The organism is Candidatus Koribacter versatilis Ellin345, from assembly GCF_000014005.1.
Taxonomy (GTDB): Bacteria; Acidobacteriota; Terriglobia; order Terriglobales; family Acidobacteriaceae; genus Korobacter; species Korobacter versatilis_A.
In genome coordinates, this window is the sequence record NC_008009.1 from 175,951 (window position 1) to 200,126 (window position 24,176).

At 58.7% G+C, this 24,176-nt stretch carries 25 protein-coding genes; 11 read left to right on the forward strand and 14 right to left on the reverse strand.

Translation table 11 applies throughout. The annotated features are described in order from the left end of the window. Positions 1-75: 75 nt before the first annotated feature. The 3 genes from ACID345_RS00840 to ACID345_RS00850 all read left to right on the forward strand — a co-directional run bounded on the left by ACID345_RS00840 (position 76) and on the right by ACID345_RS00850 (position 3,848). Entirely contained in the window at positions 76-1,851 is a 1,776-nt protein-coding gene (locus tag ACID345_RS00840; protein ID WP_228370714.1) for a beta-L-arabinofuranosidase domain-containing protein, read from the forward strand. A gap of 74 nt (positions 1,852-1,925) precedes the next feature. Next, positions 1,926-2,114 carry a 50S ribosomal protein L28 gene (gene rpmB / locus ACID345_RS00845; RefSeq protein ID WP_011520972.1) on the forward strand — a complete coding sequence of 63 codons (189 nt, stop codon included), beginning with the start codon at positions 1,926-1,928 and terminating at the stop codon, positions 2,112-2,114. Between the two features lie 189 nt (positions 2,115-2,303). After that, positions 2,304-3,848: a glutamine synthetase beta-grasp domain-containing protein gene (locus tag ACID345_RS00850; RefSeq protein ID WP_011520973.1), complete on the forward strand. Its 1,545-nt coding sequence runs from the start codon at positions 2,304-2,306 to the stop codon at positions 3,846-3,848. Between the two features lie 15 nt (positions 3,849-3,863). Here ACID345_RS00850 and ACID345_RS00855 read toward each other — a convergent pair whose 3' ends face one another. Continuing rightward, positions 3,864-4,778 carry an alpha/beta fold hydrolase gene (locus ACID345_RS00855; protein ID WP_011520974.1) on the reverse strand — a complete coding sequence of 305 codons (915 nt, stop codon included), beginning with the start codon at positions 4,776-4,778 and terminating at the stop codon, positions 3,864-3,866. On the opposite strand from ACID345_RS00855, the gene ACID345_RS00860 reads away from it, so the two are divergent. Beyond that, positions 4,777-5,598, forward strand: coding sequence for a TetR/AcrR family transcriptional regulator (locus ACID345_RS00860; RefSeq protein WP_049761593.1), 822 nt, complete (start codon positions 4,777-4,779; stop codon positions 5,596-5,598). The two genes, ACID345_RS00855 and ACID345_RS00860, sit on opposite strands and share 2 nt — an antisense overlap. A 118-nt stretch (positions 5,599-5,716) precedes the next feature. Here the strand turns inward: ACID345_RS00860 and ACID345_RS00865 are convergent, their stop codons facing one another. The 8 genes from ACID345_RS00865 to ACID345_RS00900 all read right to left on the reverse strand — a co-directional run bounded on the left by ACID345_RS00865 (position 5,717) and on the right by ACID345_RS00900 (position 12,179). Further along, complete coding sequence (locus tag ACID345_RS00865; protein ID WP_011520976.1) at positions 5,717-6,190, reverse strand: hypothetical protein; 474 nt, start codon at positions 6,188-6,190, stop codon at positions 5,717-5,719. A 68-nt stretch (positions 6,191-6,258) separates the two neighbouring features. Then, positions 6,259-6,642 (reverse strand): hypothetical protein, encoded by a 384-nt coding sequence (locus ACID345_RS00870; protein ID WP_011520977.1) that lies wholly within the window; start codon positions 6,640-6,642, stop codon positions 6,259-6,261. A 4-nt stretch (positions 6,643-6,646) separates the two neighbouring features. Then, entirely contained in the window at positions 6,647-7,075 is a 429-nt protein-coding gene (locus ACID345_RS00875; RefSeq protein WP_011520978.1) for a thiol-disulfide oxidoreductase DCC family protein, read from the reverse strand. Between the two features lie 12 nt (positions 7,076-7,087). Beyond that, complete coding sequence (locus tag ACID345_RS00880) at positions 7,088-7,486, reverse strand: hypothetical protein (protein ID WP_011520979.1); 399 nt, start codon at positions 7,484-7,486, stop codon at positions 7,088-7,090. Positions 7,487-7,572: 86 nt separating this feature from the next. Then, positions 7,573-8,316 (reverse strand): hypothetical protein, encoded by a 744-nt coding sequence (locus ACID345_RS00885; protein ID WP_011520980.1) that lies wholly within the window; start codon positions 8,314-8,316, stop codon positions 7,573-7,575. Between the two features lie 9 nt (positions 8,317-8,325). Next, complete coding sequence (locus ACID345_RS00890) at positions 8,326-8,703, reverse strand: RidA family protein (RefSeq protein ID WP_011520981.1); 378 nt, start codon at positions 8,701-8,703, stop codon at positions 8,326-8,328. A 109-nt stretch (positions 8,704-8,812) separates the two neighbouring features. Continuing rightward, positions 8,813-11,035 (reverse strand): RelA/SpoT family protein, encoded by a 2,223-nt coding sequence (locus ACID345_RS00895; protein WP_011520982.1) that lies wholly within the window; start codon positions 11,033-11,035, stop codon positions 8,813-8,815. Positions 11,036-11,126: 91 nt separating this feature from the next. Then, positions 11,127-12,179: a radical SAM protein gene (locus ACID345_RS00900; RefSeq protein WP_011520983.1), complete on the reverse strand. Its 1,053-nt coding sequence runs from the start codon at positions 12,177-12,179 to the stop codon at positions 11,127-11,129. Between the two features lie 122 nt (positions 12,180-12,301). On the opposite strand from ACID345_RS00900, the gene ACID345_RS00905 reads away from it, so the two are divergent. Beyond that, positions 12,302-13,093 carry a fumarylacetoacetate hydrolase family protein gene (locus tag ACID345_RS00905; protein ID WP_011520984.1) on the forward strand — a complete coding sequence of 264 codons (792 nt, stop codon included), beginning with the start codon at positions 12,302-12,304 and terminating at the stop codon, positions 13,091-13,093. A 66-nt stretch (positions 13,094-13,159) separates the two neighbouring features. Here the strand turns inward: ACID345_RS00905 and ACID345_RS24960 are convergent, their stop codons facing one another. Continuing rightward, the gene (locus ACID345_RS24960) at positions 13,160-14,425 is read right to left on the reverse strand and encodes a YXWGXW repeat-containing protein (RefSeq protein WP_011520985.1); all 1,266 of its coding nucleotides are present in this window, start codon (positions 14,423-14,425) and stop codon (positions 13,160-13,162) included. A 223-nt stretch (positions 14,426-14,648) separates the two neighbouring features. On the opposite strand from ACID345_RS24960, the gene ACID345_RS00915 reads away from it, so the two are divergent. From ACID345_RS00915 to ACID345_RS00930, 4 genes are all read left to right on the forward strand, one after another. Continuing rightward, positions 14,649-15,143, forward strand: coding sequence for a hypothetical protein (locus tag ACID345_RS00915; protein ID WP_011520986.1), 495 nt, complete (start codon positions 14,649-14,651; stop codon positions 15,141-15,143). A gap of 74 nt (positions 15,144-15,217) precedes the next feature. Continuing rightward, positions 15,218-15,940 carry a cytochrome c biogenesis CcdA family protein gene (locus ACID345_RS00920; protein ID WP_011520987.1) on the forward strand — a complete coding sequence of 241 codons (723 nt, stop codon included), beginning with the start codon at positions 15,218-15,220 and terminating at the stop codon, positions 15,938-15,940. An 8-nt stretch (positions 15,941-15,948) separates the two neighbouring features. Beyond that, on the forward strand, positions 15,949-16,500 hold the full coding sequence (locus tag ACID345_RS00925; RefSeq protein WP_011520988.1) for a TlpA family protein disulfide reductase: 552 nt from the start codon (positions 15,949-15,951) through the stop codon (positions 16,498-16,500). 11 nt (positions 16,501-16,511) lie between these two features. Further along, entirely contained in the window at positions 16,512-17,057 is a 546-nt protein-coding gene (locus tag ACID345_RS00930) for a protein-disulfide reductase DsbD domain-containing protein (protein WP_011520989.1), read from the forward strand. 48 nt (positions 17,058-17,105) lie between these two features. On the opposite strand, the gene ACID345_RS00935 is transcribed toward ACID345_RS00930, so the two are convergent. Beyond that, positions 17,106-17,486 (reverse strand): hypothetical protein, encoded by a 381-nt coding sequence (locus ACID345_RS00935; RefSeq protein ID WP_011520990.1) that lies wholly within the window; start codon positions 17,484-17,486, stop codon positions 17,106-17,108. A 64-nt stretch (positions 17,487-17,550) separates the two neighbouring features. After that, positions 17,551-18,993, reverse strand: coding sequence for a glutamate--tRNA ligase (gene gltX, locus ACID345_RS00940; protein ID WP_011520991.1), 1,443 nt, complete (start codon positions 18,991-18,993; stop codon positions 17,551-17,553). Positions 18,994-19,207: 214 nt separating this feature from the next. On the opposite strand from gltX, the gene ACID345_RS00945 reads away from it, so the two are divergent. Both ACID345_RS00945 and ACID345_RS00950 read left to right on the forward strand, forming a co-directional pair. Next, on the forward strand, positions 19,208-22,585 hold the full coding sequence (locus ACID345_RS00945; protein ID WP_011520992.1) for a diguanylate cyclase: 3,378 nt from the start codon (positions 19,208-19,210) through the stop codon (positions 22,583-22,585). A gap of 3 nt (positions 22,586-22,588) precedes the next feature. Beyond that, complete coding sequence (locus tag ACID345_RS00950) at positions 22,589-22,948, forward strand: zinc finger Ran-binding domain-containing protein (RefSeq protein ID WP_011520993.1); 360 nt, start codon at positions 22,589-22,591, stop codon at positions 22,946-22,948. Here the strand turns inward: ACID345_RS00950 and ispF are convergent. Together ispF and ispD are read right to left on the reverse strand one after the other, a co-directional pair. Further along, positions 22,945-23,412, reverse strand: coding sequence for a 2-C-methyl-D-erythritol 2,4-cyclodiphosphate synthase (gene ispF, locus ACID345_RS00955; protein WP_011520994.1), 468 nt, complete (start codon positions 23,410-23,412; stop codon positions 22,945-22,947). The genes ACID345_RS00950 and ispF overlap by 4 nt on opposite strands. Continuing rightward, positions 23,409-24,146 (reverse strand): 2-C-methyl-D-erythritol 4-phosphate cytidylyltransferase, encoded by a 738-nt coding sequence (gene ispD, locus ACID345_RS00960; protein WP_011520995.1) that lies wholly within the window; start codon positions 24,144-24,146, stop codon positions 23,409-23,411. Before ispD ends, ispF begins: the two co-directional genes overlap by 4 nt. Positions 24,147-24,176: the final 30 nt, after the last annotated feature.

Sequence of the window (24,176 nt, forward strand, 5' to 3'; positions counted from 1 at the left end):
CCAATCCTCGCTGCCGCGAGCTTCTGGGACTAGAATTTCCTCGTGGCCCTGCCGGTTCTTTCCCGTCGCTCGTTCTTGTCCTCCGCTTCGCTCGCTGCCGCCAGCCTGCCGTTCCTCCGCTCCTCCGCATTTGCGATTTCGAGCGTCCCGCTCGACGAGTTTGGCTATGGCGACGTCTCCCTTGAGAGCGAGTTACACAATCGTCAGTTCCAGAACACGCACGATGTTCTGATGGGCTTGGAAGATGACGCGCTGCTCAAGCCGTTTCGCGCCATGGTCGGCCAGCCCCCGCCGGGGCGCGACCTCGGTGGCTGGTATTGCTTCGATCCGAACTACAACCCGAATGATGTTGGCGTGGGCTTTGCGCCGACCGCAACCTTTGGGCAGTGGATCTCGGCGCTTTCACGTTCTTATGCGCTTCGTCCTGATCCGGCAGTGCGGGACAAAGTGATTCGGCTCAACCGGCTTTACGCGCAGACCATTTCACCTGAGTTTTACGGCCTGAAGAACCGCTTCCCCGCGTACTGCTACGACAAGCTGGTTTGCGGATTGATCGACGCTCATCAATATGTCGGAGATCCCGATGCGCTCAAAATTCTGGAGCGCACGACCGACACCGCGACTCCCTTGCTGCCGGGCCACGCGGTTGAGCACGGTACGGTTTGGCGGAGCGTGAAGGACGACGGTTACACCTGGGACGAGTCGTACACGATCTCGGAGAACTTGTTCCTCGCCTATCGTCGCGGGGCTGGGGATCGCTATCGCGCGCTGGGAAAGCAGTATCTCGACGACACCTACTACAACCCGCTGGCCGAGGGCCGCAGCGATCTTGAGGGACGGCATGCCTATAGCCACGTGAACTCGCTTTGCTCGGCGATGCAGGCGTATCTCACACTCGGTGACGAAAAGTATTTCCGCGCGGCGAAAAACGGCTTCGACTTTGTGCTGGCGCAAAGCTACGCTACGGGCGGATGGGGCGCCGATGAAACTCTGCGTGCGCCGAACAGCCCCGAAGTCGCCAAGAGTCTTACAGGGACCCATCATTCGTTCGAGACACCCTGCGGTTCGTATGCGCACTTCAAACTCACGCGCTATCTGCTGCGCGTGACCCGCGACTCGCGCTATGGCGACAGCATGGAACGCGTGATGTACAACACCATCCTCGGCGCGCTGCCGCTGATGCCCGACGGCCGCACGTTCTACTACTCCGACTACAACTTCAAGGGCAGCAAGTTCTACCACGACGCGCGCTGGCCCTGCTGCTCCGGCACTATGCCGCAGATCGCGACCGACTACGGCATCAGCACGTATCTTCGCGACCCACAGGGGATCTACGTCAACCTGTATATTCCATCGACGGTGCGCTGGCAGCAGGACGGGGCCCAAGTTTCCCTCACACAGAAGACCGCGTATCCGTTCGATCCGGTTGTCGAGATTGAACTTTCGACCACGAAGCAGCGAGAGTTCGAGGTTCACCTGCGGATTCCGGCCTGGGCTGAGCAGGCATCCATCGAGGTAAACGGAAAGCGGGAAGGGGTACCCGTAGCGGAGCGGTTCGCGACCATCCGGCGGACTTGGAAGAACGGCGATCGGATTCAGTTGGAGCTCCCGCTCAAGAATCGGCTAGAACCGCTGAACCGCGAGCGTGCGAAGCTGGTTGCACTCCTGAATGGCCCGCTGGTACTGTTTCCGATCGGCGAGAAGGCCCAGCAACTCACTCAAGGGCAATTACTTGCCGCGAAGCGCGCCGGGAGCGCCTGGCGGGCGGAAAGTACCGGCGGCCCGGTCAAACTGTTGCCCTGGACGGAGATACAAGATCAGCCCTATTCAACCTACGTTCAGCTTGCCTGACGCATTTGCCCAAAGGGCCGCAACTCCGGTAAAATCTATGTTTTGGCCAACCAGGTCGATAGGAATCCGTAGTCATGGCACAAGTCTGCGATATGTGCGGCAAAGGGCCGCAATTCGGAAATAACATCAGCCACGCGCACAACGTCACCAAGCGGCGTTGGAACGTGAACCTCCGTCCCGTCCGGGCGAAGGTGAACGGCGCCACCAAGCGCATGCGCGTTTGCACCACCTGTCTGCGCAGCGGCAAGCTGGTCAAGGCGTAGTTTTAGTAGCGGAATCTCCCTCCCGAGTTCCTCTTCCGAATCTGCAAATTTCAGGACGCGCTTCGCTGGTTTCCGGCGGAAGCGCGTTCGTGCGTCTATACGACGACCGGGACGAGGTGTGCGCCGCATCACAACGGCCTGTGAAGCGCCTCCTAGCCCCGCCGCCTCTAGGGTGGGACGCTAGAAGCGATGGCCACCATTACCCACCCCTACGCGCTCAGCAACCCGATGTCGCTCCTCACCGATAAGCCCCGCGAGGAGTTCACCCGCGCTGACCTGCTCGATGTCATCGAGCAGAAAGAGATCGAGCGGATCACCTTCCACTACACCGCGCTCGACGGCAAATACAAAGAGCTGAAAGTCCCGGTCGCAAATCGCCGGCAGGCCGAGCGCATCCTCGCGGACGGAGAGCGTGTGGACGGATCTTCGCTCTTCCGCGACATGGTGGATGTGAACCTCTCGGATCTGTATGTGGTGCCGGTGTACAAGTCGGCGTTCCTGAACCCGTTCGGTGAGCCCAGCCTCGAGCTGACATGCCGTTACCTGAACGTGCGCGGCGAGATGGTCGATTTCGCACCGGATGCGATCCTTCACAACGCCGCCGAGCTCTTCCGTCGCTCCACAGGATGTGAACTTTGGGCGCTCGGCGAACTCGAATTCTTCCTGCTCAGCGATGCTGGCCCCAGCCTCTTCCGCCTGCCGATGCAGCGCGGGTATCACGCCTCCGGCCCATTCGTGAAAAGTGGCGCGGTGCTCGATGAGATCGTGCGCCTGCTGACCCAGATCACCGGCGCGGTGAAATATGCGCACAATGAAGTGGGCTGCATCGACGCCGTGCGCAGCGACCTGGAAGAAATTCGCGGCAAGAGTGCCGAGCAGTTGGAAGTGGAGTTCCTGCCGGCGCCAGTGGAAGACGCCGGCGATTTTCTCGTCCTCGCGCGCTGGCTGATCCGCAACGTTGCGTATCGCCATAACTGCGTGGCGACGTTCACGCCGAAGATCGAAGAAGGCGTGGCGGGCAATGGCCTGCATGTGCACATGGAAGTGCGCCGCGATGGACGCAACATCATGCGCGATCGTGGCGAACTTTCCGCCGAAGCGCGTCAGGTCATCGGCGGGTTATGCACCTATGCCGATTCGCTGACCGCGTTCGGCAATACAGTGTCGTCGGCTTACCTGCGACTGGTTCCGAACCAAGAGGCCCCGACGCGGGTCTGCTGGAGCGATCTCAATCGCAGCACGATGATCCGTGTGCCCCTCGGCTGGAGCGAGGTCGGCGATCTGTCGCGCCGCATCAATTCCCAGCAACTCGAAGAGAGCGTGAACGAGGACGGCCGGCAGACCGTGGAGCTGCGCAGCCCAGATGGTTCGGCATTCGCACACCTGCTTCTGGCGGGAATTACCATGGCTGCGGAGTGGGGCATGACCCACGAACAATCGCTGCAAATCGCTGCCGATCTCTACACCAAGGGCAATATCTTCCACGACGAAACGGTCCTCAGCCGTCTGCGCTCGCTGCCACGGAGTTGTGTGGAATCCGCGCGCATCCTTTCCGAGAAGCGTGATTTCTACGAGCGCGATGGGATCTTCCCTGCCAGCATGATCGAGTACATGGCGAAACTCCTGCGCGCGGAAGACGACGAGGGCATGAACCGCAAGCTCATCGATTTACCGGCCGACGACCGCCTGCACGAGACGCGCAAGATTATGCACAAGGATTTGCACCGGCATTGAGCGATCGGATTCTGCTCAATGACCTTGATCGAGGAAGGTCCGAATCAAAGCAACCGTCTCCGCCGGTCGTTCTTCCATCAACCAGTGTCCTGATCCAGCAATGACGGCTTCCTGTACGTTCACAGCGGCGTCGCGCATGATTGCCCCTTCTAAAGTTCCCATCGACTTCTCTCCGCCGACGGCAAGAACGCGCATAGTCAACTTGGTTTTTGCAAACTCACGGTTGTCCTTCGCGTCCTGACCAAATGCCGCAAACTGCGCGAAGCCAGCTCTCATGCCTCCGGGCCGGGTGTAGCTCGCGGTAAAGAAGTCTCGTGTCGCGTTGTCCGGCTTGCCGGGATCGCCGGTGAAGTCGTTCCAAATGCGATCGAAATAGATTCGTTCTCTGCCTTGAACCAAGCGCTCGGCGTCGGGGCCATGAAAGTTAAAGTGCCACACTCCCGGCATTTGCAGAATCTCGGTCCAGGGTCCAAGGCCTGGGATGGGCGCGTCCATCACAACTAGCCGCTCCACCTTGTCCGGATAGGTTGCCGCATACGCGTAAGCGACCATAATCCCGATGTCGTGGGACACCACCACCGTCTTGTCGAACCCGAGGCCAGTCACCACGGCGCGCACATCCGCGGCCTGCGTTTTCTTGTCATAGCCACCCGCTGGTATCGACGATTTTCCAATGCCGCGCAGATCGGGGACGATGACGGTGTGGTCCTTCATTAAGTTCTCAGCCAACGGGGCCCAGGAATCGCTGTTCTCCGCGTACCCGTGTAACAGAACCACGGCGGGCCCTTTTCCGCCAGAGCGTACGTAGATCTCGGCCCCGGCAGGGCTATGGATCGTCTTGGCAACGAAACTTGCGGGCAACGCGGGCTGGCCGGCGCAGAATATGCTGGCCGCGACCAGTAGAAGAGCGGTCAAAATGGAGCGAAGCATGGAACCTCCAGCGAGAAAAGCGGGTCTCGGGATCATAGACGAACCGTTCAGATCGGCCAATCGCTCGCCGCCGACGAGAGACGAACCCGAGCAGGCGCTGAACTCCACCATTGACTTCTCCATCCATTCTTTCTACATTCTGAACATGTTCAAAGAACACTTGTCGAAGGGCAAAGCCTCGCGCGCGCAGATCTACGAAACGGCTATCCGATTGTTTCGAGAACGTGGTTTTGAAGAGACGACGATGCGCGATATTGGCGCCGAGCTGGGCGGTGCGGCGTCGGCGGCCTACTACTACTTCAAAGGCAAGGACGCGATCGTCCTCGAGTACTACGACGAAATCCAGCGCAAGCATGAGGTGCTGGTGAACGAAATGATGGCGCATGAGAAAGACCCGGCAAAGCGAATCGCACAGATCCACCACCTTAAGCTCGACATTCTGAAGAGCGATCGCCGGATCATGGGCGCGCTGCTGCGTTACGCCGGTGAGCCCGAGAGCGAACTCTCGTTCTTTAGTGCGAAGACCCGCGGCCTGCGCCAGGCCGCGATGAAGCTGTTTGCCGAGGCCATTGCGGATGCCGATCTACCGCCCGATATGGCGCAGGTGCTACCGACCATGCTGTGGGCATCGCACATGGGAATCTTGCTTTACTTCCTCTACGACAAGTCGGCCGAGCAGAAGAACACGCGGATGCTCGTCGATCGCGGGACGCAACTGCTGATGGGGTTCATCAAGGTGGCGAAGAACCCGCTGCTGCGGCCGATCCGGCGCAAGACGCTGGAGTTTGTGCAGGAGGCTGGGCTGGCGCCGAGCGCGTGACGCGTTTCTCGAGGCGGTGCTCGCTAAATAGCAGATCCTTCGTCGAACTCGATGACAAGTAGCGCTCGTTGTGGCTAAGACGACGGTAGTGGCTTGCCGCTGGCCTCCCCAGGCTGTTTTAGAGTCCTCCTCCCCGGATTGCCTGCACTCCCAGCGCGAGCAAAGAACAACACACAAAAACAAGAGAGCTCACGGCTGTAATTCTCAGGTACTTGCGAAAGACCGGCGCGTTGCGGAGGAGGTTCGGTCTAACGAGCAGCAGCAGAGAGGCGATGAAAGCCGGAAGCATCACCAGTGCGAGCGGAAAGAGGAGCGTCGCGGCCAGGCCCAAGATCGAGAGAGTCGTCGAGAAGAGACAGAGAAATGCGAGCAACTTCAAGTCGAGCGTGGATGTGGAACGTCGGCCGTGTGAGGCAAATTCTTCACAATGCAGGAACGAATAACCGGCGATGAGGGCCGTGATCGGAAAAACAAGCCAGTTCACCCAACGCGCTGGCGGCGGCAGGGGTCTTGGACCCGAGCTGACGTAAACAGTGAAGGCGATGTAGCAAAGTGAAGCCGCCACAAGCGCGATGAGAGTTCGCAATCGCATTGATCAAATCCTTTCGGTCCAAGAAAGTTCCTATCCTCCTACGTGCTTCGCCGAGCGCGTGAGGAAAGTCACCACGTGCTGGTCACTGCCAACAGCAACCAAACGTTTACGACGATGAGCAGACCATTGGTGATGAGAAGGTCTCTCAGGGGCCCGCTACGCGCGGCCATCGCGATGTTGGCGATACAGGCGAGCCCGAGCGCAAGGGGGATTGGAACTCCCAGCGGCTCACTCGTTACCAGGTTGAAAGATTGTGCGATCTGCGACAGCGCCAGATACACGAACGATCCGTAACAAAGAATCTGGAGCGACAGAGAGTACTGGTGAAGCCGGGGAACATCCCACGGTTCCATACGAGTGACCTTGCGCCTGGCGATCACAATCAGGTACCCGGGAAGCAGAGCGAACACTCCGACCACGATGATCACAATCGCCAGGACAACCACAAGCATGTAGTTATTCCAGCCAGCGCGGCTCGCAGCGCGGAGTGAAGGTCCACTGCAACTCTTTCTGCAAACTGTCTGTCGATAGGCCTAACCAGCGGGAAAGTGCGTGGCGGCTCCCGGAGAAGATCTGGAAGGCCTCGCGTACTTTCGGAGCGAGCCGCGGATCACTTAGACGTATCGACAACTGTCGATATCCGCGCAAGGCCCACAGGCACATGAGCCATGCGCCCTCGCCCTGGTAGACGCCGCCTTCGCTGGAAAGGACGATGAGGTCTTCGCGCGATACCTTGGCGAGGTCCGCCGGCAGGAGCCTATGGGCATCCGGGCTGCCGGCGGCTACAAAACGGAGTTCGACATAGGCCGGTTGGCGCTCGCACCAGCTTCGGAGACGGGTGCACAACCCGCAAGTTGCGTCATAGAAGACATAGAGAAAACGCATACGCCACCTCCTTCACGCTGCCGGCGGTCTTACGAACTGCTGCGGGGCGACCGGCGGAGGCTCGTAGCGCAACATCGCGCGTTTACGCATCTTGGAGAAGATGACGATGTTGGTGAAGTGCATGGCGCCGAGCACGAGCATGACTACGCCCAGCTTCGTGCTGAGCAACTCGATCACGGCCTGTACGGAAGTCGGCCGCACTGGCGTTGCGAGGGCCATGAGCACGTAGCCGAGGTTGATGAGATAAAAGCCGACCACGAGCAGGTGGTTCACCGAGTTCGCCAGTTCCCGGTTGCCGAGGAAGCTGTCGACTAGGAAGATCAGGCCGTTCTTATGCAGTGTCTGTGCGACCCACACGGTGAGGGCCACGCTGACGATGAGATAGAGGAGATATGCGGTAACGATGTACATCGGAACCTCCTTTTGAACACATTCAAAAATAGACTGGCGAATGACCACCCGTCAAGACAATTTTGAACCTGTTCAAATAGAAGAGGTTACGACACCTTCACATCCAGCAGCGCCACCCAATATTGCAGCGATTGCAGCGCGAAGCCGCTCAGAATCAGGCAGATGCCGAAGACGCCCATGCGGCGTTCAGGAAGGTGATCGGCGTAGTACTCCACGATTGGGCCGAACATAATGACTGCGCCGGTAGCGACGCCCGTCGTAAGACCCACGCGAAGAGCGAACAGCCACGCTCCCTCCACGCGATGGGAAACAAAGCTGCAAATCAAGGCGGCGATCAGCCATCCGAAGACGCGGTTAACCGTTCCCAGGAACTGGCGCCGCGTGAGCCGCGGACGCAGCTGCGGGCTGTAGTCGATGGCCGGCCTCATTCCGCGACTGTAGGCGAATATCTGTCCGACCGTAGTCAGAACTGCAAACGCCGCGGCGAAAAGCAAGCCGTCTTGCTTATAAAGCCCAATCGCAAATCCAGCGCCGCGGATCAGCGAACAAAGGGCCTCACCCCACACGGGGTAATGCGGTTTCCCCGTCGCAGCGCGATTCAGTTCGAAGGAGATAGTGATCCCGGTGGTGACACCGGCAGCGATACCGAAGATCAGTCCGAGGCCGAGCCCATAGAAGATGCCGAAAATGACTGAATACGTGACGATCCGGGTCAGCAGTCGAAGCGGGCCGTGTTGTCCGCCGAGGAGATCGTAAGCGAGGTACATGCCGCCGAGCAGATCGAGCGTTGTTCCCGCGATGCTGACACTGGCAAGCACGTGGTGATTCATAGCAAGCAGTTAAGCCAGCGCGATGACTTCGATCTCGACCAATACGTCCTTCGGCAAGCGCGCTACTTCAACGGTCGATCGTGCGGGAGGATTGTCCCGGAAGTACATTCCGTAAACCTCGTTCATTGCCGTGAACTCGCTCATGTTCTTCAGGAACACAGTAGTCTTCACCACTTTGGCGACCGAACTGCCCGATGCTTCGAGCATGCCCTGGATGTTGCGCAACACGCGGTCCGTCTGCGCATGAATATCGCCCTCGACGAGCTGTTGCGTAGCGGGATCCAGCGGTATCTGCCCGGAGAGATAAATGAAGCCGTTCGCACGAATTCCCTGCGAATACGGCCCAATCGCCTTAGGGCCCTGATTGGTTACGATGACGTCGCGCATGCGTCCTCCTGAAACAAACTCCATTTAACCACAGAGGCACAGAGAATCCGGCCATGAACCTCTGTGCCTCTGCGTCTCGGTGGTGAATACGGTGTAGGGTAGGTACGAGCTAAAGCTTCTGCACGCGCTGTACATCGCGCACACCGGGGATCTTGCGGATGCCGGTGATCATGCGCTCAAGGTGCTTCAGGTCTTCGATATCGATGATGACATCGATGGTGGCGTGGGCATCGCCGGTGTGGGCTTCGATATTGCGGATATTGGTGTTGGCGTCGCTGATGATGGAAGTGATCTGCTTCAGCATGCCGGGACGATCATCGCAGAAGACGGTGATCTTGACGGGATAGCCTGCTTCGCCGGAGCCGCGGTGGGCTTCACGCGCCCACTCCACTGCGATACGACGCTCCGGCTCATAAAGCAAATTGTGGACGTTCGGACAGTTGCGCGAGTGCACCGCCACGCCCTTGCCGCGGGTCACGTAGCCGACGATCTCTTCCCCACGAATCGGGTTACAACACTTGGCGCGATAGACGAGCAGATCATCGTGGCCTGTGACCTTGAGGGCTGAACCATCGCTCCCGCCAAACACGCGACGCACAACGCTAGTAAATCCGCCAGACTTTGGCTCATCTTCGCTGGGAGCAGGTGCCTCCGGATTGATTGCGGGCGCCAATTTCGCAAGGATGCTGCGCGCGGAGAACTTGCCATAGCCAATGCCCGCGAGCAACTCATCGGCCTTACCAAGCCCGTATTCATTGGCGATCTTCGCCAAATGCTCGTCAGCAATCTCCTTCAGCGGAATGCGATATTTGCGTGCTTCTTTTTCAATAAGCTTGCGTCCGATTTCAATCGCGCGTTCGCGCTGGTGAACGTTGAGCCAGTGCTTGATCTTCTGCCGTGAGCGCGGCGACTTGACGATGGTGAGCCAATCGCGACTCGGGGTGTGTCCCGGCTGCGTAAGGATCTCGACGATATCGCCCGACCGCAGCTTGTATCGCAGCGGCACGATACGTCCGTTCACCTTGGCGCCGACGCAGGTGTGCCCGACCTCGGTGTGGATGGTGTACGCAAAGTCGAGTGGGGTGGCGTCGCGCGGGAGAATGACGATCTTGCCCTTCGGCGAGAACGTGTAAACCTCTTCGGGGTAGAGATCGATTTTGAGGCTGGAGAGAAACTCGCCCGGATCCTGCACATCGCGTTGCCACTCCACTACCTGCCGCAGCCAAGCGAGGCGCTGCTCGTCTTTCGCGGAGATTGGCCCATCTTTGTACTTCCAGTGCGCTGCGATGCCTTCTTCCGCCAGCTTGTGCATCTCTTCGGTGCGGATTTGCACTTCGAAGGGATTGCCGTTTTCGGCGATCACCGTCGTATGCAACGACTGGTAGAAATTCGGCCGCGGCATCGCGATGAAGTCCTTAATACGGCCGGGCACCGGACGCCAGAGGTTGTGGATGATTCCGAGGATGGAGTAGCAATCGACGACGCTCTTGGTAATGATGCGCAGGGCGTACATGTCGTACACCTGCTCGACGTCAATGCGCTGGCGAATCAACTTCTGATTGATGGAGTAAAGGCGCTTGATCCGGCTGTCTACGCGAGCATCAATGCTGTTCTCTTTAAGCTTCGCGGTAATGACGCCCTTTACCTGCTCAAGGAACTCTTCGCCCTTCTTACGGCGCGACTCTACGGCTTCCTCAACGCGCTTGTAGCCGATCGGATCGACATAGGGGAACGCAAGGTCTTCCAGTTCGCCGCGCACGCGGCCCATCCCGAGACGGTGTGCAATGGGCGCATAAATCTCCAGCGTCTCTCGCGCGATCTTTTCCTGCCGCTCCTGTGAGAGGTGCTGCAAGGTGCGCATATTGTGCAGGCGGTCCGCGAGTTTGATCAGCACCACGCGGATGTCGTCCACCATCGCGAGCACCATCTTTCGGACGTTCTCCGCCTGCGCTTCTTCGCGTGAGGCGAAATCAATGCGGCTGATTTTGGTTACGCCTTCAACGATGTGCGCAACTTGCTCGCCGAACTGCTCCTGGATTTCCTCGATCGTGACGGATGTATCTTCCACAGAGTCGTGCAGCAGTCCGGCTGCGATTGCCGTGGTGTCCAAGCGCATGTCGGCGAGAATGATTCCGACTTCCAACGGATGTACGAGGTAGGGTTCGCCGGAGGCACGGGTTTGGCCGGCGTGGTGCTTCTGGGAGAACTCGAAGGCTTTTTTGACGATCTCGATATCGTCTTTAGGACGGTTCTGGCGGACGATGTTCAGCAGGTCGCGATACCGCGTGGCTGAGAGAACGTTTGTCGCGATTTGCTGGCGCAGGGTCGCCATGGGTCATTATAGCTGCTCACGCGGCTTCGGGCGCGGACAAAGGGTTTCAAGCCTCTCTGTCTCGCGCCCACGCCCTGTTCCGCTGAGTGAACTATGCGACTTCGCGCTTCGGATTCTGATCAATGGTGATAAGTTCCGTGTCTGTTTTCGGCGATGGATGTTCCGGCAGCTTTCTGTTTCGCGAGCGTTTGAAGGCGTCGCCGATCGAAGCCGAGGCAAAGAAAATGGAGCCGGCGGTAAGCGGGCCCAGAAGTTTGTGGTTGCCAATGGCGGAAAGCCCCATCGAAGCTATGCATCCGCAGCGTGAGCAGTCGGGTGCGCCGCCGAGTTGGCACGGCTCGACGTGCGTTTTGAAGTCCGCCGAGATCGTGCGTGTCGTGCGAGCAAAAACGCATTTCTCTGGGGAGTGCGGCGGCGCGAGAAACGCTTTCAGCATGCCCTCTGGCATGTCCAGCTTGGGATACGACTCACGTAGGTCAAGCAGCGTCTGAATCACGCGCGTTCGCTCGTCAGCGGTGATGCACTCTACGGAATCCGCACCAATTTGTGGGGTGAAGATACTGAACCATATCTTCTCCGCATTCGGATTCTCCGACCAGAAGTCGAGAAACCCCCGCAAGTATTCAGCTCGCCGGACCATCGCCCCTGTGATCGTGCAGTGGACGGCCACATGCTGCCCTTCGATGTTGCGCAGCACTCTTTCATATGTCGCGGGCTTTCGGCGAAGGTCGTGTTCCGGCTGCAAGCCATCGATTGAAACCGTCATGCGCAAACGCGGGAGGGTCGCCCACTGCGTTGGGATCGGCCGAAATGCGCTGGTCACTACTTGCACGTGAATGCCACGTTCGGCCAACTGCGGCAGAACGATTTCAAGTTCTCGGTAGCGGACCAGCGGATCGCCGCCGACGATCGAAAGATGAAGCGGCTTATGTTCGTCCACGAGGGAGAGAACCCGGCGAACTAGGTCATCACCTTTGTAATCGGTCAGACTGCGAAGGTTAGTATCTCCGCCAAGATGATTGTCTTCATATGCGTAACAGCCCGGACAACGTAGCGGACACTCACGCGTGATTTCAATGGAAAGGTTCGGCACCCGCCCCGTCAGGACGCGTCCCCAGGTTTGGAGGATCGGCTGAATCTGCAAATTCCCACGCTCCGGTTTCTGTATTAGACGCGCCGGGAAGCGAGGAGGCAGCACGAAAGTGCTAATTACCTGAAAGTTAATGTTGCGCCACCGGCAGTTACAATCTCCGGCAGGTAAACAACATGCGCTACTGCCGTTTTGTCCATCGTGGGCAGCCGAAGTACGGCCTCATCGAAACCGAGAACACGCGCGACTACATCATCCGCGCCATCGCCACCATGCCGCAGGATTACAACACCTTCGCTGGTGCCGAGCCATTGCATGTGCTCCTGGAAGAAGCCGAGTTGCTGGCTAGCGTTGTGCCCACCAAGATCGTTTGCGTCGGGAGGAACTACAAAGCGCACGCCGAAGAACTCGGACACGAGATCCCCAAGTACCCGCTCATTTTCTCAAAACCAACTTCTGCAATCATTGCACCCGGCGCGGACATTAAACGGCCGGCGAAGCTCTCACAGCGCGTGGACTACGAGGGCGAACTCGGCGTGATCATCGGTCGCGAATGCCGTCACATTCCCGAGGACCACGACGTGCGCTCCTACATCCACGGCTACACCGTAGTGAACGATGTCACCGCGCGCGATTTGCAGAACAAAGACGGCCAGTGGACCCGCGCCAAGGGTTTCGACACGTTCTGCCCCGTCGGTCCAATCGTCAACGATGCGCTGGATCCATGGACTGGCGTGGAAGTCGAGACTCGCGTGAACGGAGCGGTCCGCCAACATGGCAACACGTCGAGTTTCATCTTTCCACTCGACGTCATCCTCCGCTTCATCTCCGAAGTGATGACCCTGTTTCCGGGCGATCTCATTGCCACCGGTACACCCGAAGGCGTCGGACCGATCATAGCTGGAGACGTGGTTGAGGTCAGCGTGGCAGGTATCGGAACTCTGCGCAATCCTGTCGCCGACGAGTAGTGTCTTTGAGGTCAAAGCAAAAGAAAACGCCCCGCTTCCGCGAGGCGTTTGGTCTATAGCGCGAAGTTAGCGCTTTGGTTTGTTGTCGTGAGTCGCCGGTGCGCTGTGCTGCGGAGGAGCACTGTGCTGTGCTGGCGCCGCATTATGTTGCACCTGAGGAGCCGCGTGCGTTTGCGGCGGTGGATTATGAGTCGCTGGAGCGCTGTAATGAGGCGCCGGCTGGCTCTGGTGTGAAGCCGTATTCGGCTGCGAGGAGTACGTCTTCGGCGAATTCACCGACGCGTTGCTACGGTTCGTCGACGTCGCATTCGTGCTTGGCGGCTTCGGAACATTATGCGTGCTCGTGCTCGGCGATGCTGTCGTGTTCGTGTGCGCCGTGTTCACGTCTCGTGTATTGCTGCTCGCCGCCGGTGGCTTCGGAACATTGTGCGCCGTGGTGTTCGCGGACGCATTCGTGCCGACCTTGGAGTTCGTGCTCGCACTCGCATTGCCAGGCTTCGGAATGTTTGCGTTGCCCTTCGCATTGGCGTTGACGTTACCATTTGCCGTCGCAGCCGCATTGCTCTTCGGGGCAGGCATGTTCTTCGGAGTCGCCGTCAAAGCCGTCTTGTTGATTGGGCCACCCACTGCCTTTGCCGGTACCGCAGACTTAAAGTCCGCTGGGCGTGCGGTCGCAGCGATCGCCGGCTTGCCGCCGTTGTTCTTCGCCAGAAGCTGCGGGTTGCGTCCCGCTTCCTGGAAGTGCTGTTGCTGCGCGCTCGTGGCATCAACATGTTTCTCGTTCTGCCACTGGCGCTCTTGTGAAGTGGGCTGCCGGGTCACGCCGCCGTGCCCGCCGTTGTAGCTCACGTGGTTGTTGTTGTTCACGATGACGGTCTTGTTGTAGACGTTCGTCACATTCGTGACATTCACGTTGTTCACGCTGCGGTTGTAGTAGAAATTGTTGCCGTGCCAGTAGCCACCGCCGTAGCCGACGCCGCCGTAGCCGAAACCGTAGTTAATACCGCCGTAGAAGCCGACGTGCGGGCCCCAGTATCCGCCGTGCCATAGGTAGGCGCCGCCGCCCCAGCCCCAATAGCCAGGCGTCCACAGGAAACCGGGAGTCGGGGCCATCACCCACGTACCCGGAACCCAGTAATAGCCTTCGTCACCCCAAGCCCAATAGCCAGGCGTCCACATATAGCCAGCGCCCGGGCATAACGGTTGTGTATAGACGGGAATCGGCGGCGGTCCAACCGAAACGGAAACGAACACGCCTCCGAAAGAAAGTGCCGGGATGCTCATCAGCATCAACGCGAGCACAAGCAAGCGAACCAAACGATGGGTGGACATATGCAAACCTTTCAAAACTTGAACTAGTGCCGAAGTGCGCGTCTCAAGTAAATCTGCTGGGAGAGTGAACACGAATCACGAGCAGTTGTTGCGCAGAGCTCAAAAGTCGTTGCCGCCGATTCGGTGTAAGTCCCAACCGCAGAATAGTTTGGGGCGAAGCTTACGGCAGACCAGTAGGAAAGTCCATAGCCGGAACACGGACCAGCAACAACTTAGATTCAAAATGGAAGTCCTGCGCATTCATCATTTGCGGGATTTTTCAGAGAAATCGCAGATTTCCTCAGCCCTCTTCGGCGGATACTATGGCCAAAGGACTACGCCCTTCGTCATGCACCACCTTCGTTATTACTCGATCGCGCTGTGCGGGCTCAGCGCCGCCGTCGTCGGATTCGCCTGGCTCTCGCGCTCCAAGCTACAGAAACCCGACCATGAGAAAGAGCGTCGCACGCGGCTGAGCCGCACAGGACGTCTGACGATCGGTACCGCCATGGATGTCCAGGACCTCGAAGACGAAAGCCAGCATCTCACCCAGCTCCTGATCTATCGCTACGATGTTGCGGGTGTGGCCTACGAAGCGTCACAGGACATCACGCACCTGCGCCAATTCATCGACGTCCACTCGTGTCGCCTTGGCCTTCCTGCGTCCGTCAAATACGACCCGCATAATCCTGGCAATTCCATCGTGATCTCCGAAACCTGGAGTGGCCTGCGGAAGTGATGTTCTGCAACTTTCCGGCAATTGGAGCGTCTAGGTTTAGGTTCGCCCGCTCTCGGGCGCTAAAATAGAGCTGAATGTCCAGTTTGCCCCTGCCGATCGCGGTCTTCCTCGCCGGACTTCTGTCCTTCCTCTCGCCCTGCGTTTTACCGCTGGTTCCGGGTTACGTCTCTCTGATTTCCGGCGCAAGTGTCGAAGACCTACAGTCTGGTGACCGCAAGCTCAGCCGCACGGTCCTGCTGAACTCGATCATGTTCATCGTCGGCTTCAGTGTGGTGTTTATTGCCCTCGGCGCAGTGGCGACCGGCATCGGGCAGTTCATGAATATCTACCGCCGCCAACTCATGCAGGTGGCTGGCGTGGTAATCATCATCTTCGGCCTGCACCTCATCGGCGTGTTCAAGATCAAAGCTCTTCTCGCGGACAAGCGTCTTCACGACATGAAGGGCAGCGGCACTGCAATCGGCGCATTCCTCATTGGCTTCGCGTTCGCCTTCGGCTGGACACCTTGCATCGGCCCGATCCTCGCGGGCGTTCTCGCTATCGCCGGATCGCAAGATACGGTTGTGAAGGGCGTGCTTCTTTTAGCGGTTTACTCCAGCGGACTCGCGGTGCCGTTCCTGCTCACGTCGCTGTTTGTCGGTGGTTTTCTGGCGTTCTATACCAAGTTCCGCCGGCACCTGCATGCCGTAGAAGTTGTGAGTGGCGTTTTCCTGGTCGTGGTCGGCGCCCTGATTCTTACGCGTCACTTCACCATCTTGTCGAGCTATCTTTCGTTCCTGAATCGGTTTTCGCTCTGAGGGTGTAATTGAAGAACAACATCGCAATCCTGGGCTTTGCCGTGCTGGTGATCGCGGCCATGCTTTTTGTCGGCAGCAACATCGCGCGCAAAAAGCAAGCAGAAGCTGCGCGTAGCGGATCTCTCGTTGTCGGACAGGTTGTCGGCAAGCCCGCACCGGACTTCACCTTGCAAACCCTCGACGGCAAGAAGGTGACGCTCTCCGATCTTCGCGGCAAAGCCGTGGTGCTCAACTTCTGGGCCACGTGGTGCCCTCCCTGCAAAGTCGAACTGCCGTGGTTCGTAGATTTCCAGAAGCAATACGGCCCACAGGGATTGCAGATCGTCGGCATTTCGGAAGACGAAGGCGGTAAGGAGAAAGTCGCAGCGTTCGTAAAGGAGATGGGCGTGAACTACACCATCGCCGTGGACGACGACACTGTCTCGCGCAAATATGGCGACGTCGAAGACCTACCCACTACCTTCTATATTGATCGGAACGGTAAGATTGTGCAGTTCGCGATGGGGCTCGCTGATCGCAGCGAGATTGAAGAAAAGATCAAGTCCGCACTGGCTCAATAGGAGACGCGTCAATGAGAATGCAGCACTGGATTTTCACGACAATCGCTCTGTCCTTACCGCTTGCCGTCGCAGCCCAGAGTGAGTTCTCGTCTCCGAAACCATCCGTCGAGATCGTGAAAGTCGAAAGCGCTCCATTGATTAAGGGCAAGTCGGCGAACGTCACTTTGAACTTCCGCGTCGCTTCCGGCTACCACATCAATTCGAACAAGCCTAACTCCGAGCTGCTAATTCCCACGGTCTTGAAGTTGAGCCCTCCGACGGATCTCTCAATCGGGAATATTCAATATCCGGGCGGCGAACAACTCTCCTTTGCCTTCGCCCCCGACGAGAAACTCAGCGTGTATACCGGAGATTTCTCGGTTCAGGCCACCGCCCGCTCCATCGGCGCGATCCATGCCGGTAACTATCGCGTGCACGGCGAACTGAAATTCCAAGCCTGCGACAACAGCGCCTGTTATCCGCCAAAGTCCATTCCAGTGAACTTTGACGTTCAGGTCGAGAACGCGCCCAAACCCGGGCATAAGAATCCAGCGCAGAGTCCCAACGTTCACAACTAAAAGCAAGAGGCACGCCGCAGCGTGCCCCTGGCCAGACGAAGTACCAACTCAATCATGCCGCACGCGCATGCTCTCATCCACGCTGAGATTTGCCGGTGCTCCCTGTGGCGGATTACTCGCGCGCGCGCGTGCCACGAACGAACTTGCGGTCGCGTCCACCGAATAACTGTAAGGTCCACGGGTGGTGCGGGCCATCTGCAACTCGCCGCTAGAAATCAGATCATCGAGCGAAGCGTATTTGTTGTTGGTCGCCCAGTGGCGCCGCTCGGCATTCGCAATCTGCAGCAAGTCCTGTTCCACGCCGGTGGTGTCCACCGTCGCCTGCGGCACACCGTTCGCTGGAGACACAGCCTTGCTGGCGCTGATGTAGTAGTACATGCCGAACGCCGCGATGAGGATCACGGCGATGAAGCCTATCGCTCTTCCCATGGGCTGGAGAATAGCGCGGGGCACAACGGCAACGGTAGATAACTTTGGTGCGCCTTACCCTGGCCTACTGGATTTCCTTCGCGCGCCGCAGTCGTGACACCGTCTTTTCGCGTCCGAGATTTACCATGACCGCGAATAAGCTCGGTGCCACGGCCTGTCCAGTAAGCGCGACGCGCGCACCGTTGATCAGCCCACCGGCTTTCACGCCCTTCTCAGCCGCAAGGTCGCGAAGCACCTGCTCGGTGCTTTGCTCCGTAAACTCGCCAGCGTTGGCGTATCGTTCGCCGAGTTCCACCAGCATCTCGCGCACCGCGGGATCCTTCAGGAACTTCTCAACCGCCTCCGGATCGTTCGCATAATCGTCGGTGAAGAACGCCTTGAACGATCCTGCAAAGTCCTTCAGGTTTCGCGCCCGTGGCTTCAGCAATTCAATCGTTGCGACGAGGTGTTGCGCGTCGGGGTTCGCCGGCGTCAGTCCAACCTTCTGCCATTCTTTCTGGATCAACGGCAACAGCTTCTCCGCCGGATACGCCCGAATGTATTCGGTGTTGAACCAATCCAGCTTCGGCCGATCGAATACCGCGTTCGAGTGAGAGATGCCTTCCAGCGAGAAAAGCTTGATCAGTTCTTCATCGCCGAGCTTTTCCGGCGAACCTTCGGGAGCCGTCCATCCAAGCAACGCCAGGAAGTTGCGGAACGCCTCCGGAACAATTCCTTCGTCCGAGTACGAGATGACGCTAGTCGCGCCATGGCGCTTGCTCAATCGCGTCTTGTCCGGCCCGAGAATCAGCGGCACGTGCGCGAATATCGGTAACGTCGCACCCATCGCCTGGTAGAGCAATACTTGCTTCGGAGTGTTCGAAATGTGGTCCGCGCCGCGAAGGATGTGGCTGATCTTCATGTCCACATCGTCCACCACAACGCTCAGGTGATAGGTGGGAACCCCATCCGATCGCAGTAGGACAAAATCTTCGAGTTCGGGGTTTGCAAACTCGACCTCGCCAAACACCGCATCCTGAAACTTCGTATTGCCGGTCTCCGGAACCGCGAACCTCACCGCGCAAGGTGCTCCGCCCTGTTTTCGTGCGGCAGCATCCTCGCGGCCGATCTTCCGGCACGACTCGTCATACTGCGGGGCGCGGCCAGCCGCCGTGGCGGCTTTGCGCCGCTGCTCTAGTCCTTCCTTGGAACAAAAACAGTAATAGGCGTGGCCGGAAGCAACCAGCTTCTCGGCTGCCGCCTTGTATAGATCCATCCGTTGCGTTTGATAGTACGGACCCTCATCCCAATTCAAGCCGAGCCAGCGCATTCCGACGAGGATGCCTTCGACCATTTCCGGCGTCGACCGTTCGAGGTCGGTATCCTCGATTCGGAGCACCAGCGTGCCCCCCACATGACGGGCGTAAAGCCAATTGAATAAAGCAGTTCGGGCTCCACCAACGTGGAGGTAGCCGGTAGGGGACGGAGCAAAGCGGACGCGAACGGGACTGCTGACTTGGCTGCTCATAAGCGTAACCTTACAGAGTACAACGTGAGCCGCTTTGCGGTCTTCCCACCAGACGAAAACGAGATGGAGAGGTAACCTTTTTGCGAGAGCCAAATAGTTACTATGGGCATCAGACTTCGGTACCTTCCGTAACGGTGACCAGGTGACCGGAAGTCCTTATAGTTGTGTCACTTAGGCTTTATCGTCAGGTTGAGGCCAAGCGACTCAGTAACGCATGGAACCCCTATTGGCAGGCACCGTCTTTGTTCCAGGGCTCGTCGCCCTCGCGTTCCTGCTCGTCTTCGCGTATCTCCAGCGCCAATCCTCCGAACGGTATTTCCATAGCTGGCAGTGGTTCTGGTTCGCCAACACCGCTTACTACGCACTCGTTGCGGTGGCCGACACTCACCCCAAGATTCCAGCCTATGCCTCGTTGGCTCACACCGCTGAAATCTGTGGAGCGGTCGCGCTCTTTGTTTCCGCTCGATCCTTCGCGAAGACCGAACCTCCTGCGTGGACCAAGTACCTCGTTCTTTGCGCCCTCATTTATTGGACAGCCCTCCACGCCATCCCGCCACTAAGGGTCATGGTTCGGCCGTACCTGCACGCGTGGATCGCTGTTCTCGTCGTGCTGTTACTCGCCACCATGGAGTACGCGCGCGTTGCCTATCAGCGCGACTCCGCCGGCCTTCGCTGGATGACTGCATCCACCGCCCTTTGGATTGTTATGCAGGCCGGCAAGGAAATTCCGCCGTCCTTGCTCGTCGGACGCTATCTCCATCGCGGATCCGAGTACCTCGAAATCATGCCGTTGCTCCTGCTCGGTACGGCGATGGTGGTTGTGCTCTTTGACGACGAACGTCGCGCCATCCAGGAAAACGCGCTGGCATTTTCTTCGCTCGATATCGATCCCACCACGCCGGTCACGCGCGAACAGATTCAACCCAGCATCGAAAGCCTCCTCACCCGGTTCATGAGTCTCCTGCGTCTCGAGCAGGCGGTGCTCTACGTCTCCGAGCCTTGGCGCGGCAGTGTGCCTTCGGTCGCCCGCGGTTTCTCGCCGGATTTCATCACCCGGCTCGAGGTCCAGAACGCCGGCGACTATCTCGCCGACATCGCTTTCCGCCGTGGCGGCATCCTGAGCATTCACTCGCTCAAGGAACTGCAAGGGCCCATGCGTTCCGCTGCCCACCCCGGATTGACCTCGTTGGTCAACACACTGAAGGAAGAAAACATCTCGCGGTTCAGTGCCGTCTGTCTTCAGACGCGCGAGCGCAACATGGGTGTCGTCATCTTCCCCCACGGCAAGCGCCATGCCTTCAGTGCCAGCCGCCTGCGTCTTCTTTTATCGGTCAGCATGCAGATGGGCATGACGCTCGAGAACTACCTGCTGGTTCACGACGCTCATAGGCGAACCAAAGAATTCGAACTGCTCACGCAGATCGGTCAGGTCATCAGTTCGCGCCTCGATCCCGACGAAGTTCTCGCCGCCGTGCATCGCGAACTCGGACGTCTGTTCGACACCAGCAACTTCTACGTGGCCTTCCTGGAAGGCTTGGAGCTTCGCTACGAGTTCGAAACCGTCGGCGCTATTCGTCAGCCCCGGCGTTCACGGAGGTCGAAGAACGGTCTCAGCGATTTCGTCATCCGTACCGGCCAGCCAATCCTGATTCGCTCGGACATGAAGCGCGTCAGCCAGCGTCTCGGCATCGAGCCCAGCTCGCATCCGGCGAAGTGCTTCATCGGCGTGCCCATCCGCATTGGCGCCGTCAGTGTCGGCGTTGTTGCCGCGCTGAACTTCGATCGCGAATTTGTTTATGAGCAGCGCGACGTCGAAGTCCTCGCCACCGCTGCCGGACAGGTCGCTGTTGCGATTGAGAACGCGCGCATGTTCGCGCACGAACAACGTCGCGCTCGCTATCTCTCGTTCTTGAACAACGTTTCGCAGACGGCCATCTCCAGCCAGAACGCCGAGGAGATGCTCAGCGAAATCGTTGGCCAGATCCAGAAGAACTTTAATTACGACCACATCGGCATCGGAATTCTCGACTACGCCACCAAGGAAATCGAAATCAAAGCCGAAGCCGGCACCACAGCGCATGCGAAGGGCAAGCGCGTCGCGCTCGGCGTCGGTGTGCTCGGTCGCGTTGCACGCACCGGCGACACTTCCCTGGTTCAAGATACTGCCGCCACGCATCTCGCAGGCATTCTGCCCGATTCGCGTTCTGCTCTCTGTATCCCCATCACCTACGCCGAGCAGTTGCTCGGCGTGCTCAACATCGAGAGCCGCCGCGAAAACGCCTTCACGGAAGAAGACACGCTGCTCCTGCGGACGCTCGCTGACTTGCTCGCCACCGCGCTGCACAACGCCTTTGTCTTCCAGAAAATGCAGCAGCAGTCCATTACAGACGCGCTCACCGGCAGCAAGACGCGCCGTTACTTCCTGGAAGCTCTGCAATCAGAATGGAAGCGCGCCTCGCGTTCCACGCGACCGTTCTCGGTGGTGATGATCGACCTCGACAAGTTCAAGCAGGTCAACGACACCATGGGCCATCTCGAGGGCGATCTCGTGCTCGCTCGCATTGCGCGCCTGCTCGAACAGAAATGCCGCCAGTCGAATGTGGTTGCCCGCTTCGGCGGCGATGAGTTTGTCATCCTCATGCCAGAAACCGGTGTCGACCAGGCCCAGATTCTCGCCGAACGCCTACGCCTCTGGATCGCGACCGATCCGATGCTGAGCGAGCACCAGATCACCGGCAGCTTCGGCGTTGCGACTTATCCCATTCACGGCTCTTCGGTCGAAGACATCATGCGCGTGGCTGATGCCGGCATGTATGTCTCCAAGCATGCTGGCGGCAACAAGGTCGCCACCGCCGACGAATTCATCGACGGCCAGAACACCTCCGTCCAACGTCAGTTGATCAGCGCTTACGTCGAAGGTTTCCTCCAGCGTGAACACTATGGTCCCGAATACACATCCGAACTCGTCAGTGCATTGAAGAAGTTTTCTGAGAACGAAGCTGAGGGCAAGCGCGAAGTCATGATGGACGCCATCCTCGCGCTCAATCGTGCGAGTGAATCGCGTGAGCTCTTCGCCTCCGGACACGGTGAGCAGGTCGCGCGCACTGCGGAAATCATCGCCCGCGAATTAGGAATTGGTGGGCAAGATATTCAGGACCTCATCTTCGCCGCGCGCATTCACGACGTCGGCAAGATCGTCGTCCCGGAGAAGATCCTCAACAAACCGGCGATGCTGACCGAAGACGAGCACTATCTCGTCGCCATGCACGCCAACGTCGGCGCCGAGATTATCGACGCCATCCCCGACGCCCAGCACATTCGCCAGATGGTTCGCCATCACCACGAGGCCTTCGATGGCTCCGGCTATCCCGACGGTCTCAAGGGCGAACAGATCCCGCTCTACGCGCGCATCATCTCCGTCGCCGAGGCCTACGTCTCGATGATGGTCGACCGCTCCTACCGCGCCGCCCGCAGCCAGGCCGACGCCGTCCGCGAACTCGAAAGCCGCAGCGGCTCGCAGTTCGATGGCATGCTGGTGAGAATCCTAATTCGCCAGTTCAAGGCCGAAAGAGCGGCGCAAGGGAACGACTAGCTCATGTTCGAACTCATCGGCCTCGCCATTGCAGTCTCCGCAATCGTCGCCCTCGCGCGCGGTCGAGGCGCATCTACCGTGCTCTTCGGCGTGATCTCGGTTGTCGGTTGGGTTGTTATTCGCTACGGCGCTTTATTCGTGGTGAGATCTGAGGATGGCGTCCTGCTCGCGATGATCGGCGCCTGGGCATGGCTTGGCGCCATCGCTCTCTACCTGCGCTTTGTTGTTGGAGCAAAGATGCCGAAGCCTGACGGCAAATGGAACTGTTCGAGCTGTAACTACCTGAACGAGCGCAGCTCCGTCATTTGCGAAGCCTGCCAAACTCCCTACCAGCCGAAAGCGAGCGCCGCCGACGCCGGTTAGCGCTTCTCCAGCAGCACCACCACATGCGCCAAGGCAGTCCCGTCGAGATTCAATCCCTCCGGCGTCTTAGCCTTGATGCCCACCGCCGTCGGCTCGATCTTCAGCAGTTTCGCCACGCTCTCCTGGATTGCTTTCGCATGCGGCCCGATCTTCGGCGCATTCAGCACCAGCGAGCAATCCACATTGCCGACGCGATAGCCCGCCGTCTCAATATGCCGCATCGCTTCTTCGATGAACACGACGGAGTTCGCGCCCTTCCACTTCGGATCACTCGGCGGAAAGAACGCTCCTATGTCCCCGGCCGCAACGGCTCCGAGCAGCGCATCCGTGATGGCGTGCAGCAGCACATCGCCATCACTATGCCCGCTCAAGCCGTGAGTATGTGGAATCGTGAGTCCGCCAATACGCAGCGGAATACCTTCGCGAAACTCGTGGGAGTCGAAGCCTAAGCCAACGCGGATCATCCGGCGAGGTTCGCTTTCCGGCTATCTTCCTGCGACATGAAGAACTCCGCGAGTTCGAGATCCGCGGGCGTAGTGATCTTGATGTTGTTCGCAGAGCCCATCACCACCTGCACCGCGCCACCATTGCGCTCGATGAGGCTCGCTTCGTCAGTTCCACTGAAGCCCTCTCGGATCGCTTCGTCGAACGCTTTCTTCAAAGTGCCGAAGCGGAATCCCTGCGGCGTTTGCGCCAGCACCACGCGCTCTCGGAGAATCGTCGAAGTGATGACCGCGCCTTCCGAAGTTCGCTCGACCTGCTTCACCGTGTCAATCGCCGGTGTTCCCGCGATCGCCGCGCCATGCTTCTCAACCGCGGCAATCACCGCTGTAATCGTCTCCGGGCTCACGAACGGCCGCACGGCATCGTGCACCAGCACAATGTCGTCTGCACTCGCCTCAATCGCGTTCAGAGCATTGGCCACGGAATCCTGGCGGTGCTCGCCGCCTTCTACCAGTTTGATCTCTTTCTTGATCCCCGCCTGTTCGAGGTGTTTGCGGAATCCCGCCATCTCGTTCTTACGCAGTGCGACCCAGATCTCCGAGACCTGCTTGCACTCTACAAACTTCCGCAATGTGTGAATAAGGATCGGCGTTCCGTTCAACTCAAAGAACTGCTTGGACGTGACACCAGCTTTGCCGCGGGCCATGCGCGTTCCAAGGCCGGCTGCGGGAATGATTACGATAACTTTCGACATAAGGGACAAAAAGTATAGTTCCGCGCAAGG

What these genes read in the sequence shown, in the direction of transcription:
- ACID345_RS00880 (WP_011520979.1), bottom strand. Translation starts at nt 7,486, where the DNA reads ATGTACATCGTTACCGCATATCTCCTCTATCTCATCGTCAGCGTGGCC.
- ACID345_RS00930 (WP_011520989.1), top strand. Translation starts at nt 16,512, where the DNA reads ATGAGAATGCAGCACTGGATTTTCACGACAATCGCTCTGTCCTTACCG.
- ACID345_RS00885 (WP_011520980.1), bottom strand. Translation starts at nt 8,316, where the DNA reads ATGAATCACCACGTGCTTGCCAGTGTCAGCATCGCGGGAACAACGCTC.
- ACID345_RS00865 (WP_011520976.1), bottom strand. Translation starts at nt 6,190, where the DNA reads ATGCGATTGCGAACTCTCATCGCGCTTGTGGCGGCTTCACTTTGCTAC.
- ACID345_RS00870 (WP_011520977.1), bottom strand. Translation starts at nt 6,642, where the DNA reads ATGCTTGTGGTTGTCCTGGCGATTGTGATCATCGTGGTCGGAGTGTTC.
- rpmB (WP_011520972.1), top strand. Translation starts at nt 1,926, where the DNA reads ATGGCACAAGTCTGCGATATGTGCGGCAAAGGGCCGCAATTCGGAAAT.
- ACID345_RS00875 (WP_011520978.1), bottom strand. Translation starts at nt 7,075, where the DNA reads ATGCGTTTTCTCTATGTCTTCTATGACGCAACTTGCGGGTTGTGCACC.
- ACID345_RS00915 (WP_011520986.1), top strand. Translation starts at nt 14,649, where the DNA reads ATGGAAGTCCTGCGCATTCATCATTTGCGGGATTTTTCAGAGAAATCG.
- ACID345_RS00860 (WP_049761593.1), top strand. Translation starts at nt 4,777, where the DNA reads ATGGAACCTCCAGCGAGAAAAGCGGGTCTCGGGATCATAGACGAACCG.
- ACID345_RS00905 (WP_011520984.1), top strand. Translation starts at nt 12,302, where the DNA reads ATGCGCTACTGCCGTTTTGTCCATCGTGGGCAGCCGAAGTACGGCCTC.
- ispF (WP_011520994.1), bottom strand. Translation starts at nt 23,412, where the DNA reads ATGATCCGCGTTGGCTTAGGCTTCGACTCCCACGAGTTTCGCGAAGGT.
- ACID345_RS00895 (WP_011520982.1), bottom strand. Translation starts at nt 11,035, where the DNA reads ATGGCGACCCTGCGCCAGCAAATCGCGACAAACGTTCTCTCAGCCACG.
- ACID345_RS00850 (WP_011520973.1), top strand. Translation starts at nt 2,304, where the DNA reads ATGGCCACCATTACCCACCCCTACGCGCTCAGCAACCCGATGTCGCTC.
- ACID345_RS24960 (WP_011520985.1), bottom strand. Translation starts at nt 14,425, where the DNA reads ATGTCCACCCATCGTTTGGTTCGCTTGCTTGTGCTCGCGTTGATGCTG.
- ACID345_RS00855 (WP_011520974.1), bottom strand. Translation starts at nt 4,778, where the DNA reads ATGCTTCGCTCCATTTTGACCGCTCTTCTACTGGTCGCGGCCAGCATA.
- ACID345_RS00945 (WP_011520992.1), top strand. Translation starts at nt 19,208, where the DNA reads ATGGAACCCCTATTGGCAGGCACCGTCTTTGTTCCAGGGCTCGTCGCC.
- gltX (WP_011520991.1), bottom strand. Translation starts at nt 18,993, where the DNA reads ATGAGCAGCCAAGTCAGCAGTCCCGTTCGCGTCCGCTTTGCTCCGTCC.
- ispD (WP_011520995.1), bottom strand. Translation starts at nt 24,146, where the DNA reads ATGTCGAAAGTTATCGTAATCATTCCCGCAGCCGGCCTTGGAACGCGC.
- ACID345_RS00920 (WP_011520987.1), top strand. Translation starts at nt 15,218, where the DNA reads ATGTCCAGTTTGCCCCTGCCGATCGCGGTCTTCCTCGCCGGACTTCTG.
- ACID345_RS00950 (WP_011520993.1), top strand. Translation starts at nt 22,589, where the DNA reads ATGTTCGAACTCATCGGCCTCGCCATTGCAGTCTCCGCAATCGTCGCC.
- ACID345_RS00935 (WP_011520990.1), bottom strand. Translation starts at nt 17,486, where the DNA reads ATGGGAAGAGCGATAGGCTTCATCGCCGTGATCCTCATCGCGGCGTTC.
- ACID345_RS00890 (WP_011520981.1), bottom strand. Translation starts at nt 8,703, where the DNA reads ATGCGCGACGTCATCGTAACCAATCAGGGCCCTAAGGCGATTGGGCCG.